A 2,898-nucleotide genomic window follows, 5' to 3' on the forward strand; every position below is an offset into this window, starting at 1 on the left:
GGCCAGGTCAGGCTTCTCAGCTTCGAGCGCATGCTCAGCCGCCACAACCACATAGGCGACAAGGTGCTTGTCGCCGGGGCCCTCGTGCGCCACCACCACCGCCTCGCGCACCAACGGGTGCTCGGCGAGCCGCGCCGCAATCTCACCGGGCTCGATGCGGAAGCCGCGGATCTTCACCTGATCGTCGTTGCGGCCCAGAAACTCAAGATTGCCGTCCGGCAAGTACCGCGCCAGGTCGCCAGTGCGGTACAGCCGGTCGCCGTCGACGAAGGGACTGGCGATGAACCGCTCCGCCGTCAGCTCGGGCCGGTTCAGATAGCCGCGCGCCACCCCCGCCCCGCCGATGTAGAGCTCGCCTGCCGCCCCGAGCGGAACGGGCTCACCATGACCGTCCAGTAGGTAGACTCGAAGATCGGAGATGCGCTTTCCAATCAGACTGCCCGAGGCGGTGGTGTCAGACTGATCAAGAGGCCGATAGGTGACATGCACGGTCGTTTCCGTGGTGCCGTACATGTTGATCAGTTGTGGGGCGCGATCTGAATGCCTTGCATACCACGGCTTCAGAATCGATGGCTCCAGAGCCTCCCCACCGAAAATCACATAGCGAAGGCGGTTTCGAACGCTGCTCTGCTCCAGATCCATGAGAGCTTTAAAAGCCGAGGGGGTCTGGTTCAGAACTGTGACGCCGGACTTGCAGATGACATCATGGAAGTCAGGAGCGGAGAGAGCAGTATCGCTCGGCACAAGAATTAAACGGCCGCCATAGCGGAGCGCGCCCCACAACTCCCAAACAGAGAAGTCGAACGAGATGGAATGGAACAGGCACCATACGTCATGTTCCGTGAAACGATAACAGCTCTCGGTTGCGTCGAACAAGCGCACGATTTGAGCATGTTCGACCATGACGCCCTTGGGAGTGCCTGATGATCCCGAGGTGTAGATCACATAGGCGAGGTGGCGCGCGCTCAGGCCGAGCGTGCGCGGGTCCGGATCGGAGGCCGGCAGGTTCGCCCAGGCTGGCGTTGGCGCGTCGAGATCCACCACGCTCACACCGGCCAGCGCGTCGCTGCCCAGCGCGGCACGGCCGGCCGCATCGGCCAGCAGCAGACGCGGCGCCGCATCCTCGAGAACCTGCTTGAGCCGCGCCGACGGATAGGCCGGATCCAGCGGCAGATACGCGCCCCCCGCCTTGAGGATCGCCAGGAGCCCGACCACCATCGCGACGCTGCGCGCAAGACAGATCGCCACCGGCTGGTCCGGCTTCACTCCGAGCCCGATCAGATGATGCGCCAGCTGGTTGGCCCGCGCATTGAGCTCGCCATAGCTTACGCGCTGGTCCTGATCGACCACCGCCACCGCATTCGGCGCCTGGCGCACCTGGGCCTCGAACAGCTCATGGATGCACTGCTGCTCGGGATACGGCGCCGCCGTCCGGTTCAGCTCCTCCAGCAGATACGCCCGCTCGTCCGCTGGCAGGATGTCCAGCTCCCGCACTGGCATGTCCGGCGCCCGCTCCAGCGCCTCCGCCAGCTGCGCCAGCGTCTGCTGCATGTAGCCGCAGATCCGATCCGCCGAGATTGGCTCCGCCACCTGCACCGTCAGCCCGAGCGCCTCGCCAAAATCCTCCACCGACAAGGTCAGCGGATAGTTGGTGCGCTCCTCCTCGCCCAGCCATTCCACGCCGGACAGCGCATCATCGGCTGCGGAGGCGGTGACCGCCGCCGGCGTGTTGTGGCGGTAGTTCAACAGCGCGCTGAACAGCGGCGCCGGCGCCGCAACGCCGCTGCAGCGTTGCGCCAGCGCCAGCGAGGCCTGCTCGTGCGCCAAGAGCTCGACCAGCCGGGCATGCGTGGTTCGCACGCTCGCCTCGACGGCGGTCCCATCAAGATCAAGCCGCAGCGGCAGCGTGTTGATGAACAGCCCCATCGCGCGGTCGCCACCCGCCCCGCCATGCATGCGGCCGAACAGCACCGTGCCGAACACCACCTGCTCGCGCCCGCTGCTGCGCGCCACCACCTGCCCCCACGCCAGATGGCACAGGCTGGCCAGGCTCACCCCCAGCCGCCGCGCCTGGCTGCGCAGCCGCTGCTGCAACTCCTGTGGCAATATCCGCCGCGCCTCATGCACCCCGCTGCCGTCGCCGCGCACCTCGCTCAACCCAAATGGCAGCGTCGGCTCATCGATGTCTGCCAGCAGTCCCCGGAAGAACTCTTCATGCGCCTTTGCATCACCGCCCAGGCGCGCCTGCGCCACCAGATTGCGGAAAGGCTGTGGCTCGGTCAGCTCATGCGCCCGCCCCTCCAGCACGGCCCTGACCTCGGCATGCATCAGCTCCAGCGTGGTGTGGTCCCCGATCAGATGATGCTGCAGCTCCAGCAGCAGCCAGCGCGCGCTGCCGGGTTCGCGCGCGATCACAAACCGCAACAACGGCGCCCGGCCAAGCTCGATGCGGTGCTGGCGCGGATCAAACCGATCCTTAAGCTGCGCGTGGCCGGGACCACCAGACCCATCCAGCTCGACCTCGCTCACCTCGAGCGGCGCACGGCGCCACACCACCTGGGCCGGTCGCGACAGCCCTTCCCAAACAAACGACGTCCTCAGGATATCGTGCCGATCCACCACCCGCTGGACCGCACCAAGATAGCGCTCCAACAGGTCACGATCGGCAAACGCCATCTGCGATACCAGCAGGTACGGATCGCCCTTTGTCGCCAACAGATGATGGAACAGGATGCCGTCCTGCAGCGGCGACAAACCATAAACATCCTGGATGTTGCCGACGCCGCCGGGCACTGTGGCGACGATCCGGTCGATCGCGTCCTGCGTCAGCTCAATCAGCGGCAGCATCTGCGGCGTGATCGCCGTACTCTGTTCGCTGATCAGGTTGGCCGGGACCGC

1 protein-coding gene is annotated in these 2,898 nt (G+C 66.0%); it reads right to left on the reverse strand.

Annotated features, from left to right (window positions below; all coding sequences use genetic code 11):
• The coding region (locus tag SO140_RS45520; RefSeq protein ID WP_498544161.1) for a non-ribosomal peptide synthetase at nucleotides 1–2,898 on the reverse strand (2,898 nt) is incomplete at both ends.

The sequence above is a fragment of the Bradyrhizobium sp. UFLA05-108 genome (assembly GCF_059803455.1).